The sequence below is a fragment of the Colwellia sp. MB3u-41 genome (assembly GCF_014076845.1).
Taxonomy (GTDB): domain Bacteria; phylum Pseudomonadota; class Gammaproteobacteria; order Enterobacterales; family Alteromonadaceae; genus Colwellia_A.
This window is the reverse complement of sequence record NZ_JACGUT010000082.1, coordinates 314,027-329,257: the sequence shown is the minus strand read 5'-3', so window position 1 is coordinate 329,257 and position 15,231 is coordinate 314,027. Positions and strand designations below refer to the sequence as shown.

Below are 15,231 nucleotides of genomic sequence, written 5' to 3'. Positions count from 1 at the left end.
ATGATCAAAGTGATATTTTTTGCTGCTCTACGTGAAGAACTCGGCTGTGGCGGTACTGAAATAAGTGCGACGAACGTTAATACCGTTGCAGAAGTAAAATTGGCTTTAGGGCAACAAAATAATGACTGGCAACATTATTTAACGAATAATTCATTACTTTGTGCGGTTAATCATCAAATGGTTAATCGTGACTTTTCGGTGAAAGCAGGAGACGAAGTCGCTTTCTTTCCACCCGTCACCGGAGGATAAAATAGTGAATATGACGAGTCTCATTAATAACTACCCAGAGATTAGTATTCAAACCGAAGACTTTGATCACGGTGTTGAAGTTAATCTTTTAGAGAAACATAACGTTGAAGATGGCGCAGTAGTGACTTTTAGCGGTCGCGTGCGCAATAATAATTTAGGGCTAAAAGTAAGAGGGTTATTCCTTGAGCATTACCCAGACATGACTGAAAAGCTGTTAGCTGAAATTATTGAAACAGCGAAACAACGTTGGAATATTGGCCGCGTAAAAGTTATTCATCGTATAGGTCAGTTAGCCATTGGTGAACAAATTGTTTTTGTGGGTGTAACCAGCAAGCATCGTCAAGATGCCTTTGCCGCTAACGAATTCATTATGGATTTTTTGAAAGTAAAAGCACCGTTTTGGAAAAAAGAACTCACTGAACTGGGTGAAAGCTGGTTAGAAGCGAAAACCAGTGATAAAGAAAAAGCACAGGCGTGGAGTAAATAGCGGTGAGCTTATTGCTAACTCGTGCATTAGCTAGCTTTATATTTATCGTGCTGCTATTTCTTTCATCAACTGACGTTAGGGCTAAAAACACGTTAGGCTTCGATGATAAACCTTTACGTATTGCCGTAGCTTCTAACTTCGCCCCGACCTTAACAAAACTATTAGCGCGTTTTAACCTCAATCAAGAAAATTTTCCTAAACCCATAATTATTGCTGCTTCTAGCGGTACCTTATTTCTTCAAATTCAACATGGCGCTTCTTTTGATGTATTCTTATCTGCTGATACTAAGCGACCACAATTATTAACTACAGCCGATTTAGCGGTTAAAGATAGTCAGCAAACTTATGCTTATGGGGCGTTAGCGCTTTGGTCTGCCAAAAAAGAGATCACCACTGATGTGTTGACTGCTTTGAAAAATAACCAGCACCGTTTGGCTATCGCTAATCCTAAAATTGCTCCTTATGGAAAAGCGGCAAAACAGGTGTTAGAACATTTACAATTGTGGGACAGTTATAAAACAAGGCTCATTCAAGGTATTAATATTATTCAAACGTTTCAGCAAACACGTTCACAAGCGGTAAACTTAGGTATCGTCAGTAATAGCCAATTAGTGTTGAACCATTTTAAGGGCGTGTTAATACCTTCTCATTTCCATCAGCCAATAAAACAGCAATTAGTGATTTTAAAGCGCAGTAAAAACATTCAACAAGCCCAGCGTTTTGTTTCATTGTTAATGAGCAAGCAAGCTCAGCAATTTATTGCTGAATCAGGGTATGCGAAACTCAATGGAATGAAAGATGAAGGTAACACCCGTGAATAATACCCATCCTGATATTCTTGCGCTGATCACCACACTTAAAATGGCAGGTATTACCACCATTATTCTGATGTTAATCGGTACTCCGCTAGCATGGTTTCTCGCTAAAATGCAAAGTCGAGCGAAAGTTTTTATCGAGGCTTTAGTGGCTTTACCTTTAGTCTTACCTCCAACCGTATTGGGTTTTTATTTATTACTGCTATTTTCGCCGCAATATTTGCCCGGACAAATTTGGCAACAAGCAACGGGACAACAACTCGCCTTTAGTTTTTCGGCCATTGTTATTGGTTCAGTGTTGTATTCACTCCCCTTTGTTGTTCAGCCACTGCAAAAGGCTTTTGAGCAATTGGGTGACGACTTATTAGAAGCGGCTGCTATGTTAGGTGCTAGCGCCTTTGATCGATTTTTCACGATTGTATTACCAATTACCAAAGCGAGCTTTATTACCGCAGCCAGTTTAGGCTTTGCTCATACGGTAGGGGAGTTTGGTGTGGTCTTGATGATTGGCGGTAATATTCCTGGTGAAACACGTGTGCTTTCAATCGCCTTGTTTGATCATGTTGAAGCGTTTGACTATGCTCAAGCGCATATTATTTCAATCAGTTTAGTCATCTCTTCTCTTGTTTTATTGTCGTTGATTTATTTACTTAATCGTCCAACTAAAAATAAGCGAATAAATCAAAGAGGCTTAATTGATGGCTGAATTAGCGCTTAATTTTATTGTTCAACATGACGACTTTTTATTGTCTGTCGACGAAAAAATATCCTTGTGTGGTATTACCGGCGTTTTTGGGCATTCAGGTTCAGGAAAGTCGACGTTATTAAAAGTGATCGCAGGGCTTGAAAAGCAGGCGCACGGCACACTATCTATTGATAACGATGAACTACTTAACAGTGCAACAAAAACCTTTGTGGCTCCGCAGCAACGTAATATCGGCTTAGTCTTTCAAAATAGTCGTTTATTCCCTCATTTAAGTGTTGAAGATAACCTGCATTACGGTCAAAAACGTAATAAGAATTGTGTCCTTGATTTCTCAGAAATAATCGAATTAACGCAATTAAAACCCTTGCTTGGTAAAGCCGTTACTCAACTATCTGGGGGGGAACAACAGCGAGTAGCGTTAGCAAGAGCCTTGTTAGCAGAGCCCCAATTATTATTACTTGATGAGCCGCTGAGTGCTCTCGATGATAGAAATAAAATAACATTACTAGCCGTACTCGAAAAAGTGAAACAGCAGCTTAATTTACCCATGCTATACGTCAGCCATTCTTTAGACGAGCTTCAACAGCTTGCTGATAATTTGTTGGTGATATCGTCTGGCAAAGTGAGTCATCATGGTGATATCCACGAAGTTATTCATCAATTGACAACAAATAACGAAATATTGCACCAAACCAGTTTGTCGTTAACTGTAAAATCGCACTTACCTGAGTACGGTTTAACAAGCTTAGCATTGGGCGAACAGCAAATATTTATTGCTTGTGATCATGAGCCTAACAAAGCAAAAAAAGTACGCTGTATTATTGCGGCAAGTGATATTAGTATCACCTTACATGAGCCTATCGAAAGCTCTATTGTTAATCATTTGTTTGGGACCATAACCTGTTTTGACAAAAGTGATAAGCAAGTGCTGTTAACTGTAACTTGTTCGGAGCAAAAATTCTTTGTGACGATCACTACATGGTCAGCTAAACGTTTATCGTTAACGATAGGCCAAAGTATATTTATTCAATTTAAAGCGAATGCAGTGCGTTCACTGCGCTAATGTAAACGTTATTAATCTTCTTTAGGAAACTATGCTGCTTATGTTATCTCAACACGAACAACTACGTTACAGTCGCCAAATTATGCTAAAAAAAATAGGTGAGAATGGCCAGTTAGCTTTGCGCGATGCTAAAGTACTCATTGTTGGTATGGGCGGCTTAGGTAACCCAGTGAGCTTATATTTAGCTGCAGCAGGCGTTGGTACTTTGTTTATTGCTGATGGCGACAACGTTGATATAACTAATCTACAACGGCAAATATTATTTACCGAAAGTGATGTTGGTACAAATAAAGCGGATATTGGCGCAGAAAAATTACAACAGCATAATAGTGATATTACGGTTGAGGTGATTGATGAAATGCTCGATACAGAATTAGCTCACTATTATATTGAGCAGGTCGATGTGGTAATCGACTGTACTGATAATATCGCGACGCGTTATTTATTGAACCAAGTGTGTGTTGATAAAAAAACGCCATTAATTGTGGGGGCAGCTACGGGATTTGACGGTCAACAGTTAGTGGTTGACCCTCGTGACCCAGAAAGTGCCTGTTATCAATGCTTATTTCCTGCCAGTGAAAAAGCGCCAACAAATAACTGCCAAACCGTAGGTATTGTCGGACCTGTATTAGCGATTGTTGCAGGTATGCAATCGTTGCAAGCCATAAAGTTATTAACAGGCAATGCGATACATATTAACCAGCTAAATATGTTTGATGGTTTATCAAACCAATGGCAACAATTTAGCTTGAAAAAACAGCCCGATTGTCCAGTTTGTGGCGATTGCTAAGTTATATCTTACTAGTCAGGCAGTTTACCTGCTTGGTTAAACGGTAAACTTATAATTTTCTATATCAATAACTGAGAGTTTTAATAAGTTTATTTTCCTAGTTTTCTTAAAACGTCCTTCATATGAAGGCGAAATGTTTTGTCAAATTTAGATTCACTACATCGACGTATTCGAGTTTTCTTCATGGGTCCAAGACCTAAATAACTCATATCAGTAACGCTAGTGCAGAGACCATTGTTATCTTTATATACTGTGGTATTACCATAATGAGAGGTCCTCATATTCATTTTTTTCGCCCCTTCAAGTACGCTTTCAGTTTTTGTTATTGAGTGAGGGACAGGTTCAGGATCTGCATGCATTAAAGACATGGACTCAAAACGTTGAGACTCAACTAGCGCTTCTTTAATTACTTTATTATTAATAGACAATTTTAATTTATTCAATTGTTCATATGCAGAAAAATCAATTACTTTATTCTAATTTTCTTCAGGTTTTTTTGATACTGAAGTACTCACCGTTGTGGCTGACTTTAGTGTGTTTTTTATCTTATTTGAAGCAGGACCGTTATTTGTAATCGTTTTACTTGTTTCTGGTTTTGGCAATTCATGTTTATCAACTTTAGTTGATTTTACAATGTAGCTATTAGTTTTTTGAGCATCGATTATGTCTTTACTTTTGATGATTTTGATTTCATCTATTGATGAATTATATAAATAACTTTTGATGATTTTTTTTTGTGCTAATTTTTTTTCAGGTAAAGAGGGCACGACCCCTTTTAATGAAAGTAAAATAATCACGTGAATAACAACAGAAGCAGTGAGCGCTATATAGTTTTTATTAAAAAAAGTCAGTTTCATTACTCTTGGGAGGATAACTATTGATTTGTGAAAGCCATTATTTAAAATTTTTTGACCGTTCCGGTATGTAACTTTCTTCAATACACCATTGTGAATAGAGGTTAGATGAAGTTTCAATTTGCTGTAACCAATTCTTCCAATGAATCCATTGTGTAGATTTTACCTCATCGGTATTAATATTTAATTCACCGTTATATCTAACAACCAAGATAGAGTAAATCAATCACCAATAACTCTTTGATAAATAAGCTGATAATTGCAATGGTAACTTCTAGAACATCAATGCCTAACTCAAATTGACATCGCCTTTTAACCGCTTCGATATTTGATTCTGTCAACATAGGGTAGCCACAGCAAGAGTTTGACCAAACTAATGGCCATGTTTTTTATGTACTGCTCTTTGCTGTAGCAATAAACGTTGTTTATTATCAAAAATAAAAACAGAACATGCTCTATATAATGGTGTTTTTCCCTATGGACGTCTGCCTTATTTCTAGTCCCTAATACATTGTTTTTTCATCAACTAATACTACGTATTTCATTACTTTTGTCATATAGATTTGAGTTTATTATTAATTTTATCAATTGTTTTTTTGTTATTTATGATTGTTTTTGCATTGTTAAGTAAAGTTTTTGCAAAATCACTTTTATCTTGTGATAGGTATATATCTGCAAGTCGCATATAACCCCTACCTAGTTTTTTATCATCTGAATTATGTAATTTAATATAAGTTGTCATTGCCGATTCAGCTTCGATAAAGTAATTTTTTTCTTGTAATGCAAGGGCACTTATCTCCCATAAGACAATTGATAGCTGCTGGGATGCATTATCATCCATTGATTCCATATTTTGAATATATCCGCTTAATGACAAATAGAGTGACATAGCCTCTACATTTTCTCCTACTTTGCTGAGTAACTCGGCAAGATCTATTTGTATTTTTAATCTTTGAGGGGCTAAAGCTATGCTTGTTTGGAGTAAATGAATAGCCGCGGAATAACTCTCTTCTTGTATGTGAATATTAGCGTTGGCAATATTCCCTTCGATTGGATCTTGCTTATGAAGTTGGTCTGCTAATATTTGTGCCCTTTCTTTGTCTCCTCCCAAAAAACCAGGCAGCATCATATAAAGATCAACAAGCAAATGCTTTGCTTTAATATGATTTGGCGTTAACTGCAGAACTTTCTCCAAATTTTCACGCATACCAACAAAATAGCCCCTAATACTAAATATGCTGGCATTGTTTATTAGTTTGCTAAAAATTTTGGCGTGTAATAGATAAATTTCACTATTATTTGACGTAAGTATCTCAGCTTGTTCAATATACTCTAACGCTTTTTCGTATTGTTTATCTTCTTCAGCTTGTTGTGCTTGTTGATATAAGTGATTGCCTTTTGACATAGTGACAGCAGATGAAGTCTGTGCTGATGCGCTAACCAATAAAAAATTCAAGGCAAAAAATAGTATATATAACCAAGTTTTTCGTATTTTATGAATCAATGTCATTATTTTTCCATTGTGAATTTGTATAGTACTGAGATTTTATTAAAATTTTTCTCAATATTTTAACTACCCAAAGTTTACCTTTCCCATTATCCGTTAAAAAGCTTTCCCAGTAGTAATTTTTGGATATTTTTTCTAATACAAAGCTAACTGCACACTTTTTCGATTCATTTTATGATACTCATTTGTGAGTTCTAATTTTTTAGCAATATTCACGATAACTTCAGGCTCAGATAAATCTAAATTTTCTTTAAATTTAGCATGGTAGAATGACTCTATAGCAAGAGCTTCTTTATTTTCTTCGTGCGCTATATGAAAAAGCCTCAGTATACTATCGTTAGTGCCTTTTTTGATTAAAGGTCTAAATATGCCAGCTAGTCGTTTTCCATATTTTTTTTGTAAGGTCTACATTATTTTGTGGGAGTTATAACAATGTAAACATGAAAAATTAATAAATACGTCAAGTTTTACTTCTGCTTTACTATTCTTCTCTAATGAACTAACAGAACTGTATTCACCGTCAATGCTCTTTATTTCAGCTTTATTTTCGTCACAGCCGATGATAGAGATAATCATAGTAGTTAATGCAAGCAATATTACCATCATCTTCATGTATGGCCCCCTCTGCACCAACACTATTACCCCAATGACAACCTGCAAATTCTAAACGCTCTTCTAGCTCTTCAACTTCAAACGTTTCAATTAATCATTTAATTCTACATTATTGTTTTTATCCACCCCTTAACTAAATTTTAATTCAATGCTCACAAGTTATTAACTTTTTGGGGTGGGCTACGTCATAGAAAAATAAAAGTCTACCTTACATATAACAATAGTTTGGCCAATGTTAATGTTGAAAGTATTAGAGGTAGAGGAAAAATAAATACTTTATTTTGTGAGGTCGGAACAATCATCCACATTAATCTATGAACTAACGGCTGAATATAATTTTATATTGTTGAACAAATTAATATAAATTTTAGTTTTTTACGTTAAAGATAATTATTTTTTTACTGGTTTTAGTCTATTTTTCAGCAAACATTACTAATGTTGCTTTAATATAAGCGTTAATTTGGTCTTCTAGCACTTGTAAAGGTACCGAGCCATTTTTCAAAATTTGATGATGAAACTCACGCACATCAAAGTTTTTTCCTAATTTAGCTTCTGTCTTTTTACGTAGATTTCTGATGGTTATCTCACCAATTTTGTAGGATAACGCTTGTCCTGCCCAAGAAATATAACGATCAATTTCTGTTGTTACATTATGGGTTGAGAGTGCAGTGTTATCAGTCATAAAGTTAATCGCGCGCTCTCTTGACCAGCCTTTAACATGCATACCCGTATCAACCACAAGACGAGCGGCACGCCACATTTCATAGGTTAATCGGCCAAAGTTACTGTAATGATCTTTATAAATTCCCGCTTCAATGCCTAACCATTCAGCATATAAACCCCAGCCTTCACCGAAGGCCGAAATATAAGCATTTTGGCGATATGATGGTAAATTATCTAATTCGCTATTAAGCGAGATTTGCAAGTGATGTCCCGGCACGCCCTCATGTAACGTAAGGGCAGGTAATACATAAAGAGGGCGCTTATCTAATGCATAGGTATTTACCCAATAATAACCCGGCTGACTATCGTTTTGCGCACGAATATAACGGCCCGTAGTATATTTAGGCGCAATACTTTCTGGCACAGGTGCAACCCCATAAGGCGACCGTGGTAAATGCTTAAATAAGGTGGGTAATTTTGCATCCATTTGTTTTGCTATGTATGAAGCTTCTTTAATTAGCGCTAATGGTGTTTTCGCGTAAAATTGTGGATCTGTACGTAGAAAATGCGTGAACTCAGTGAAAGACCCTTCAAATCCCGTTTTTGCAATAATCTCAGCCATTTCTTTGCGGATACGCTTAACTTCATTTAAGCCTAATGCATGAATTTGCTCAGGTGTCATGTCTGTTGTGGTGTAATGCTTTACACGGTTGCTATAAAACTCATTACCGTTAGGCGTTTCGGAAACACCGATGCTTTTACGTGCATTGGGAAAATATTCTTGGGTAAAAAATTCATAATAGCCCTGATAAGCAGGAATCACTTGGGCTTCTAATATTATAATAAGCTGCTGCTTTTTATCCTCTAGGACTTTAGCGTTAATTAAATTAGATGCGGTGGTAAAAGGTTTAAGAAACTCAGAATCTTTAATATGCTCAGGAATAAAGGCAAGTATCGATTGTTCATAGCCAACTAATACCGCTTGAGGCTGCGTAATACCGGTTGCCAACCCTTGCTGCATCCAATAAATATTTTGATCGAAATATTCAGGAAGCGCCGATAGCTTGTTTAGATATAATTCAATATCTTTTTCTGTTCTAAATTTTGTATTATTAATAACAAAATTTAAATTTGAGTGAAAACCAGACTCAGATTTGAATGGCATGTAATGTGATTTAAAGTGATAGTTAGCGATATTATTATCGAGTTGCGCCTTGATAATGGAATAATTAATCTGGTTATCGTCTGAAAGGGCATCTTGATTGATCGCTTCAAATACCGATGCTATTACTAGGCGTTCTTGGTATTTTTTCTCTAAGGCTTGCGGTGATAAATCAGGCCATAAATTTTCTTTCTTCTCGACTTCATTTTCGACATTATCTTGTTTATAAAGTCCTTTGCTTGAACGATGATTTAATAGTTGCTGAACCGCAGCATCAAATTTTTTATTGGCTGTGTTCTGAGTTGAAGCTGCATTGTTACTTGCTATTTGGCAAGCGCTAAGGGTAATTATAATCGCGGGTACAACGAGCAATTGACCTAAAGAAAAGTTCATGTTTATACATTCTGACGTGAAAAAACGACCCTTAACGTAACGTAATTTTCTGCAAGTAAACAGTTTTGTACGACGAATTGTTTTACTAATCAGCTTAAATACAAATAAACTCAAGCATTTTATCATTTTTGTTAAAAAATGAGTTTTCGTTAGCCGAACATATAAGTGTTTAATGTAGACTGTATTTCTCCTAATTACTGTTATTTGAAATTATTTTGCGTATTTTGTGTTTATCTTGGTTTATGGTTGCTCGTATTTGGTTTTTTGTTAGAATTATTTTATCGAAACAACCCGCGAGCTAAAAATAATGTCACTTGAAAATCACTTTCTTCCCTTTAGAAATAATATTATTGGTCAGTCGTTAACACATGAAATTAATGGCCAGCAATTAGATATTGTCTATGCAGATTGGACAGCAAGTGGTCGACTTTACGCGCCGATTGAAAACTATATTACGAATACCCTAGGTCCTTTTGTTGCGAATACGCATACCGAAACTAATTTAACAGGTTGTGCCATGACGAATGCTTATCATGATGCACAAAAAATAATAAAGCGTCATGTAAATGCTTGTGACAATGACGTACTGATTACAGCAGAAGCAGGAATGACCGGTGTTATTAACAAGTTTCAACGCATTTTGGGTTTGCGCATTCCTGAGCGTATGCAAGATCAAGTGAAATTTGATGACTGCGATAAGCCAGTCGTTTTTATTACCCATATGGAACATCATTCAAACCAAACAACATGGTATGAGTGTGACGTAACTTTAGAAATTGTTGACCCTGACAGCAGCGGCTTACCCTCGTTAGCACACTTGAATTTATTACTTGAAAAATACCAAGATCGAAAAGTTAAAATAGGCTCATTTTCATCTTGTTCAAATGTTACTGGTATTAAAACACCCTATTATGAGTTAGCAGAAATAATGCATGAACATGGCGGTTTATGTTTTGTTGACTTTGCTTGTTCGGCGCCTTATGTCGATATTGATATGCATCCAACAAATTCAAAACAGAGTTTAGACGCCATTTTCTTTTCTCCACATAAATTTCTGGGTGGCCCAGGTAGCTCAGGTGTTCTTATTTTTAATAAAGCGCTCTATAAAAATAAAGTGCCAGATCATCCTGGTGGCGGAACGGTAACGTGGACAAATCCGTGGGGCGAGCATAGCTTTTTTAATAACATCGAAATGCGTGAAGACGGTGGTACTCCGGGTTTTCTACAATGTATTCGTACCGCGTTGGCGATAAAAGTTAAAAACGCCATGGGCGTTGATAAGATCACCGCTCGCGAAAAAGAAATTACTGATTATGTAATGGACGAATTAGCAAAAAATGACAACGTAGTGATGTTAGAGAAAAATGTTAAAGACCGTTTAGCGATTGTTTCTTTTTATATACCCAATGTTCATTATAATTTAGTAGTGCGTTTACTTAACGATAAATTTGGTGTTCAAACACGTGGAGGCTGTTCATGTGCAGGGACTTATGGCCATATATTATTAAATGTTGATCACGATACTTCAAATAAGATCACTGAAAAAATAAATATGGGTGACTATGCGGAAAAACCCGGTTGGATCCGTGCTTCATTTCATCCTACCACCTCTGACAAAGAAGTAAGATACATTGTTGAAGCGATTAACCAAGTGACTGAAAACATTATTGAGTGGGCAAAAGAATATCGATTTAACCCTGCTACCGGTGATTTTGAGCACAAAAATTTTGCGGTGAACTATCCAAGTCTTACTGATTTTAATGCCTTAGCGCTAACCAATGTTGACGTTATGCCAACCGCAAAAGAAAAGGTGCTTGAACTTAACGCCTCACCTTCATTGCTCAAAAAAATCTTCGGTTAATATTTACTTATGTAAATAGCATGGTGGTTGTGTTGAAGATTAAGTGCTTACTCAATAGTTAGCCCTATTAGGAAGTAAAACATTTTCGTTTTTATATACTATGTATGTTAAATGGATATATCTAAGTACGTTCTGTTTTATTAAGCGCGTTGTTTCTGTGTCGATATCAGTGTTAACACATGGGTAGTTCGTTATAATGCCAATTAATAAGTTCGAGTTCCTGAGTCCTGTTATTACTTTGATTTTCTAGGATGTTTATGGGGAGCCATCCGTTCTTACAATATTTAAGCGATTGTCGGTATTTATTAACTTACTTGTTAACGAATACCAACAATAAACACGAAAAGATACTTACGGGCAGGGCATAGATTTGACACTAAATTGGCACGAGCTAATCGAAAAAGCATGGAATGATCGAAAAGACTTACTTGAGTCTGATGAATTTGATTGTTGGCGTGTTTTCCATGGTTACACAGAAGGCGCGTCAGGTGTCGTTATTGAAAAATTTGGCACAATGGTTATCGTTGAATACAAAGATGACATTCGTGATGACCTTGACGAGATTAAAGATGCGCTTTTACAGTGTTTTCCCTTCACACTTATTCTGGCTAAAGGCGATCAATCAATCGGTTTGCGGTTGAAAGATAGAATGTATGCGTTGCATGGTGACATTTCAGATGCACCAAAGTTCGCTAAAGAATACGGCATATCTTATGGGTTACTGCCTGATGCGATGCATAACTGTGGTTTGTATCTCGACGCGCGCCCTGTTCGTAAATGGTTAGCTCATAATAGTGAAGGACGCCGTGTACTTAACTTATTTTCATTTACGGGAAGTCTTGGTATAGCCGCTTTAAAAGGTGGTGCAAAAGCAGCCATTCATCTCGACAAATCGAAAGCGTTGTTACCACGTATCCAAAATAGCTATGAAATAAATGGCATGGATTTTGGAACTCGCAGCTTTATACAGGGTGATATCTATAAGCATTTACCTAAAGCGATAAAGAATGGTCAGCGGTTCGATGGTATTATTTTAGACCCTCCACCGAAAGTATATAAATCACCTTATTCAGAACATCAGCCTAAGGGACAAGACTTTTCACGATTAGTCAGTCTTTGTTCAAAGCTTTTGAACCCTGGAGGTTGGTTAATTTGCTTATTTCATCGTTATGATGCTACATGGGATCAATCAGATGCTGAGATTATAGCGTCATCGTCTGATACATTGAAAATGACTGAGCGCTTTACCAGTGAGTGTGATTTTCCTGATGACAATGTTGATCGAAAGCTAAGAGTTACCGTGTTCGAAAAAATTTAATACATTTAGTCGCACAAGTTAGGAGCATAAGTAACAAAGTAACCTTCAACGTTGAACTTACTTTTTCTGAGTACTGGCATCAAGCAAAGCTAACGTAAGCCATTGTATGTAAACCTTCATGTTAAGATCATTTTTATATAGAAAATGATCTTTTCTTTTATTGTCATACCTTAATCAATTTTTATTCGATAAATATCTATAAGTCACCATGACTTTTATCAATATTGTCAGTACTACGGATAAAATATTTACCCTGTTGTTCATCGACAATCCTATTGATATCACTTAAACATTAACATGGCTGCTTTTTGTGATAATAATGAGGATGAATTTGAAAGCCATCGACTAAAATCAACTCAAATATTTGTATAAACTATTGGCAGTATAAATAAGCATTTCGCTTACTTTTTTATTTTTACTGCTTACAATTTGTTGGTAGTATGTTGAATTAACTTTAAATTTGAGAGCTTTTAATGAAAATATTTCTTAGATTATTTTTAATCGCTTGGCCGATTCTATTCTGTAGTTCTGCTATTGCAGAGCAAAAAGCAGTGCAGACAATTTTGTCTATGCAAGAGCGTGCTGCTTTTATTGATAAGATCACTGAGAAAAGAGTATCGAAACTGCTGCCGCGTTTAATGGATGAAACGGGTATCGATATGTGGGTGATGATCAGTCGAGAATATAATGAAGATCCTATTTTAAAAACATTACTGCCTGCCACTTGGCTTTCTGCACGTCGAACCACCATATTAGTTTTTTCAAATGATAAAAAAGGTCAGGTCAATGCCTTTGCTATTGCCCCTTATAAAGTCGGTAGTGTTTTTGAAAAGGCTTGGGACAAGACTAAACATCCGGATCAATGGCAAGCATTACTGACGTTGATAACAAAAATAAACCCTAAAAAAATTGGTATTAATCAGTCCGAGTTTTGGGCACATGCCGACGGGGTAGTTGCTACAGATAAAGATAAATTTTTATCGATCTTACCTGGTAAATATCAATCAAGGGTTGTTTCTGCCGAGGCGTTAGGTGTTGCTTGGTTAGAGCATCGTATACCTGAAGAAGTCGAAATATATGAAAATGTTGTTGCGATTGCTCATGAAATTATAGCGCAAGGCTTCTCTAATGAAGTTATTAAAGTCGGTAAAACGACATCTAACGATTTAGTGTGGTGGTTTAGATAGCGAGTTAGAGAGTTAAAACTACAAACATGGTTTCATCCAAGTATTAATATTCAACGAAAAGATAACAATAAATTTGATGATGTTGATAGTTTTACTAATGGCTACCAAGATAATGTTATTCAGGCGGGCGATTTATTACATGTTGATTTTGGTATTAGCTATTTGCGATTGAATACCGATACACAACAGCATGCTTATGTCTTAAATAGTGGCGAGATGAGCCCACCAGAAGAACTTGTTTCTGCATTTAACAGTGGTCTTAAACTGCAGGATATTTTTACTGATCAGTTTAAAGTAGGAAGAACAGGCAACGACATATTAAAACGTGCGAGAGAACAGGCGATAAAACAGGATCTTAAACCAACAATTTATACTCATCCTATTGGTTATCACGGCCATGCGGCGGGTACTACTCTTGGTATGTGGGATTCTCAGCAAGGGGTTGTTGGCAGTGGAGAATATCCTTTACATGCTAATACCGCCTACTCTATTGAGCTTAACAATGCCTATTTTTTGAAAATGTGGGATAAGGAAATTAGAATTATGCTGGAAGAAGAAGCCTTTTTTGATGGTAACAGTGTTCGGTATATTGATGGTCGACAAACTACGTTACATATTATTAAATAGTCGCAATATATTTTACCTATTATTTTCATTATTAAGCAGGGTTGCTGAGTGATTCTGAGTCAACCCTATTTTAAAGCTAAAGCTAAAGCTAAAGCTAACAACGATAACCTTGATTCATTCAACGGATCATTGTCTGATATAAAGCCGTTAGCAATAACCTGTAGACCTTGGTGTTCATCGATAACGAAGCAATTGTAAATACCTCTATTGTTCAATGACAACAAGGATCATTTTTCAAAGCTGATGATCATTTCTGCTGCAACACAGTGGCACTCATCATTACAAGCAGGGCACTCATAACCTTGTTTACTGAGTTCATTCCAACGTTCAGGATGCTCTTTAATTAATACGCCACCACATTTTGTGAAGTATTTTACGGCACTATTACCGGGGCTTTGTTTCCATAAATGGCTAATGCCAGCAGTTGCACCTTGTTTAATCGCTGCTTGTGTTGATAATTTGAGTAGCTGACTGCCCACGCCATAACCTCGATAGTTTTCATCAACCGTATTACATTTGAAATAACAGACTTTATCGGTAGGGTGCAGCCATAGTTTAGGGCTACACCATGAGTCAATTTCCCATTGATTAATCGCGTAAGTTAATCGAAAACCAATCAGTTTCTCACCAAGGTAAGCAACAAAGTTTGCGTTTATTTCGACACCACCGTGCGGTTTCAATAAGCCTTTGTTATACCAGATGTTCATGTTTGAATCATCAATATAACCCGCCCCGTGAACAGCCGTACCCAAAGCGATTATTGCTGAAAAATCGTTAGGTAACATCTCACGGTAAGACACTTGAGGGTTTTCCACTTTGCTCTGTTTTTTCATGTTGACTATTTATTTAAATAAAATTGTATTTTAGACATTCAGCTTAGCAAATTTATAATAAATACGGTAAGGTTTCCGTGGTTTTCTTTATTAGAGCAGTGTTA

The 15,231-nt window shown here is 36.4% G+C and carries 14 protein-coding genes and 1 pseudogene; 9 read left to right on the top strand and 6 right to left on the bottom strand.

Annotated features, from left to right (window positions below):
• The 6 genes from H4J73_RS15250 to H4J73_RS15225 are packed head-to-tail and all read left to right on the top strand — an operon-like array spanning nucleotide 1 to nucleotide 4,110.
• Nucleotides 1-249 (top strand): MoaD/ThiS family protein, encoded by a 249-nt coding sequence (locus tag H4J73_RS15250; RefSeq protein WP_182177179.1) that lies wholly within the window; start codon nucleotides 1-3, stop codon nucleotides 247-249.
• Nucleotides 250-259: 10 nt separating this feature from the next.
• Nucleotides 260-736 (top strand): molybdopterin synthase catalytic subunit MoaE, encoded by a 477-nt coding sequence (gene moaE / locus H4J73_RS15245; protein WP_182177662.1) that lies wholly within the window; start codon nucleotides 260-262, stop codon nucleotides 734-736.
• 2 nt (nucleotides 737-738) lie between these two features.
• The gene (modA, locus tag H4J73_RS15240) at nucleotides 739-1,557 is read left to right on the top strand and encodes a molybdate ABC transporter substrate-binding protein (protein WP_182223614.1); all 819 of its coding nucleotides are present in this window, start codon (nucleotides 739-741) and stop codon (nucleotides 1,555-1,557) included.
• Entirely contained in the window at nucleotides 1,535-2,257 is a 723-nt protein-coding gene (gene modB / locus H4J73_RS15235) for a molybdate ABC transporter permease subunit (RefSeq protein WP_182177177.1), read from the top strand. The genes modA and modB overlap by 23 nt, the downstream gene beginning before the upstream one ends.
• Nucleotides 2,250-3,320, top strand: a complete 1,071-nt coding sequence (gene modC, locus H4J73_RS15230) for a molybdenum ABC transporter ATP-binding protein (RefSeq protein ID WP_182223615.1) — start codon at nucleotides 2,250-2,252, stop codon at nucleotides 3,318-3,320. The genes modB and modC overlap by 8 nt, the downstream gene beginning before the upstream one ends.
• Before the next feature lie 40 nt (nucleotides 3,321-3,360).
• The gene (locus tag H4J73_RS15225; RefSeq protein ID WP_182177175.1) at nucleotides 3,361-4,110 is read left to right on the top strand and encodes a HesA/MoeB/ThiF family protein; all 750 of its coding nucleotides are present in this window, start codon (nucleotides 3,361-3,363) and stop codon (nucleotides 4,108-4,110) included.
• Between the two features lie 476 nt (nucleotides 4,111-4,586).
• Here H4J73_RS15225 and H4J73_RS15220 read toward each other — a convergent pair whose 3' ends face one another.
• The 5 genes from H4J73_RS15220 to H4J73_RS15200 all read right to left on the bottom strand — a co-directional run bounded on the left by H4J73_RS15220 (nucleotide 4,587) and on the right by H4J73_RS15200 (nucleotide 9,301).
• Nucleotides 4,587-4,967, bottom strand: coding sequence for a hypothetical protein (locus H4J73_RS15220; protein ID WP_182177174.1), 381 nt, complete (start codon nucleotides 4,965-4,967; stop codon nucleotides 4,587-4,589).
• A 197-nt stretch (nucleotides 4,968-5,164) separates the two neighbouring features.
• Nucleotides 5,165-5,308: a hypothetical protein gene (locus H4J73_RS15215; RefSeq protein ID WP_182177172.1), complete on the bottom strand. Its 144-nt coding sequence runs from the start codon at nucleotides 5,306-5,308 to the stop codon at nucleotides 5,165-5,167.
• Between the two features lie 209 nt (nucleotides 5,309-5,517).
• On the bottom strand, nucleotides 5,518-6,474 hold the full coding sequence (locus H4J73_RS15210; protein ID WP_182177171.1) for a lipopolysaccharide assembly protein LapB: 957 nt from the start codon (nucleotides 6,472-6,474) through the stop codon (nucleotides 5,518-5,520).
• Nucleotides 6,475-6,876: 402 nt separating this feature from the next.
• Entirely contained in the window at nucleotides 6,877-7,083 is a 207-nt protein-coding gene (locus tag H4J73_RS15205; RefSeq protein ID WP_182177170.1) for a hypothetical protein, read from the bottom strand.
• Between the two features lie 412 nt (nucleotides 7,084-7,495).
• Nucleotides 7,496-9,301: a DUF885 family protein gene (locus tag H4J73_RS15200; RefSeq protein ID WP_182177169.1), complete on the bottom strand. Its 1,806-nt coding sequence runs from the start codon at nucleotides 9,299-9,301 to the stop codon at nucleotides 7,496-7,498.
• Between the two features lie 307 nt (nucleotides 9,302-9,608).
• Between H4J73_RS15200 and H4J73_RS15195 the strand changes: the two genes are divergently transcribed.
• The 3 genes and pseudogenes from H4J73_RS15195 (at nucleotide 9,609) to H4J73_RS15185 (ending at nucleotide 14,294) form a co-directional block, all read left to right on the top strand.
• Nucleotides 9,609-11,162 (top strand): aminotransferase class V-fold PLP-dependent enzyme, encoded by a 1,554-nt coding sequence (locus H4J73_RS15195; protein ID WP_182177168.1) that lies wholly within the window; start codon nucleotides 9,609-9,611, stop codon nucleotides 11,160-11,162.
• Between the two features lie 370 nt (nucleotides 11,163-11,532).
• A complete protein-coding gene (locus H4J73_RS15190; RefSeq protein ID WP_182177167.1) occupies nucleotides 11,533-12,480 on the top strand; it encodes a class I SAM-dependent methyltransferase in 948 nt (315 codons plus the stop codon).
• Nucleotides 12,481-12,953: 473 nt separating this feature from the next.
• Nucleotides 12,954-14,294: pseudogene (locus tag H4J73_RS15185) on the top strand (M24 family metallopeptidase).
• A 227-nt stretch (nucleotides 14,295-14,521) separates the two neighbouring features.
• Here the strand turns inward: H4J73_RS15185 and H4J73_RS15180 are convergent.
• Nucleotides 14,522-15,127 (bottom strand): GNAT family N-acetyltransferase, encoded by a 606-nt coding sequence (locus H4J73_RS15180; RefSeq protein WP_182223616.1) that lies wholly within the window; start codon nucleotides 15,125-15,127, stop codon nucleotides 14,522-14,524.
• Nucleotides 15,128-15,231 lie beyond the last annotated feature (104 nt).

Coding starts and splice junctions, on each gene's coding strand:
- H4J73_RS15250 (WP_182177179.1), top strand. CDS start 1: ATGATCAAAGTGATATTTTTTGCTGCTCTACGTGAAGAACTCGGCTGT.
- moaE (WP_182177662.1), top strand. CDS start 260: ATGACGAGTCTCATTAATAACTACCCAGAGATTAGTATTCAAACCGAA.
- modB (WP_182177177.1), top strand. CDS start 1,535: ATGAAGGTAACACCCGTGAATAATACCCATCCTGATATTCTTGCGCTG.
- modC (WP_182223615.1), top strand. CDS start 2,250: ATGGCTGAATTAGCGCTTAATTTTATTGTTCAACATGACGACTTTTTA.
- H4J73_RS15225 (WP_182177175.1), top strand. CDS start 3,361: ATGTTATCTCAACACGAACAACTACGTTACAGTCGCCAAATTATGCTA.
- H4J73_RS15220 (WP_182177174.1), bottom strand. CDS start 4,967: ATGAAACTGACTTTTTTTAATAAAAACTATATAGCGCTCACTGCTTCT.
- H4J73_RS15215 (WP_182177172.1), bottom strand. CDS start 5,308: ATGTTGACAGAATCAAATATCGAAGCGGTTAAAAGGCGATGTCAATTT.
- H4J73_RS15210 (WP_182177171.1), bottom strand. CDS start 6,474: ATGACATTGATTCATAAAATACGAAAAACTTGGTTATATATACTATTT.
- H4J73_RS15205 (WP_182177170.1), bottom strand. CDS start 7,083: ATGAAGATGATGGTAATATTGCTTGCATTAACTACTATGATTATCTCT.
- H4J73_RS15200 (WP_182177169.1), bottom strand. CDS start 9,301: ATGAACTTTTCTTTAGGTCAATTGCTCGTTGTACCCGCGATTATAATT.
- H4J73_RS15195 (WP_182177168.1), top strand. CDS start 9,609: ATGTCACTTGAAAATCACTTTCTTCCCTTTAGAAATAATATTATTGGT.
- H4J73_RS15180 (WP_182223616.1), bottom strand. CDS start 15,127: ATGAAAAAACAGAGCAAAGTGGAAAACCCTCAAGTGTCTTACCGTGAG.